A 1,283-nucleotide genomic window follows, 5' to 3' on the forward strand; every position below is an offset into this window, starting at 1 on the left:
TGGCGTGTTCCCGGTAAACGAGGCCAGGACGTTCTAGAGTCTTGTTGCCCGTGAACTGGGCGGATAGGACACTGAACAACATGGCTGGACGCAAGCGGAACTCCGCAGAGGACATTGTGCGCAAGCTGCGACGCGCGGACGAGCTCACCGCTGCGGGTAAGACCCAGGACGAGGTTGCTGCCGAGCTCGAGGTGTCGTCAGCGACGTTGTACAACTGGCGCCGCCAGTACAGCGGCATGGACACCGATGCGGCGAAAGAGCTCAAGGAGCTCCGGGAGCAGAACAGCAAGCTCAAACGGTTGCTCGCCGAGGCCGAGCTGGAGAAGGACGCGCTGCGGGAGGTGGCTCGGGGAAAATTTTAGACCCAGCCGCCAAACGCCGCGCCGTGGACATGCTCGTCACCACGATGAAAATGTCGAAACGGCTCGCGTGCAAAGCAGTTGGGCTAGCCCGTTCCACCTACTCCCGCATCCCGATCGCGCAGACCCCAGACGACCCCGATGCGGCCCTGAGAACGCTTCTGCGCGAATACGCACGCACCAACCCACTGCACGGTTTCCGCCGCGCCTGGGCGCACCTGAGGCACGACAACGGCATGGAGGTGAACAAGAAGAAGATCCACCGCCTCTGGAAGGAAGAGGGTCTGCAGGTCCGGATCTACCACCCACGCAAACGCGCCGGCATCAGTTCCTGTCCTCAGATCGAAGCTGATGCACCGAAAGTTGTGTGGGCTATGGATTTTCAGTTCGACTCCACGATCGACGGTAAAGCGATCAAGATCGCGTCGATGATCGACGAACACACCCGCGAGTCACTGTTGAACATCGTCGAGCGTTCGATCACCGCGCAGCGGTTGACCGACGAACTCGACAAGGTGTTCGCACTGTGGGGTGGTCCGCCGCTGGCGCTGCGGATGGACAACGGTCCGGAGTTCATTTCACATGTGCTGCAACAGTTCTGCCGTGATCGCGTCGGTATCTCGTACATCCCGCCGGGCACGCCGTGGAACAACGGCCACATCGAATCGTTCAACAATCGTCTCCGGAAGGAGTGCCTGAACCGAAACTACTGGACGAGCTTGCTCGAAGCCAGGGTGGTGATCGAGGACTTCAAGGACGACCACAACAATCGACACCGCCACTCCTCGCTCGGCTACCTCACACCCGCGGAGTACGCTGCACACTGCACCCACACCCACCAACCGGTGGACGGCTGCGAGATCGACTGAAATCAATCACACCGTGGCTCTAGAACGCGGTGGTCCGACTATCGGGGACCTGCCA

At 60.7% G+C, this 1,283-nt stretch carries 1 protein-coding gene; it reads left to right on the forward strand.

All coding sequences use genetic code 11. The features are described from left to right. Window positions 1–80: 80 nt before the first annotated feature. Window positions 81–1,228 (forward strand): IS3 family transposase gene (locus CH293_RS26860; protein WP_094721988.1). Its coding sequence is split into 2 segments (ribosomal slippage): window positions 81–357 and window positions 357–1,228, totalling 1,149 coding nucleotides; the frame shifts between segments, so codons are not numbered across the junction. The last annotated feature ends 55 nt before the right edge of the window (window positions 1,229–1,283 follow it).

Origin of the sequence: Rhodococcus sp. 14-2470-1b (assembly GCF_002259415.1) — a bacterium.
Lineage (GTDB): Bacteria > Actinomycetota > Actinomycetes > Mycobacteriales > Mycobacteriaceae > Rhodococcoides.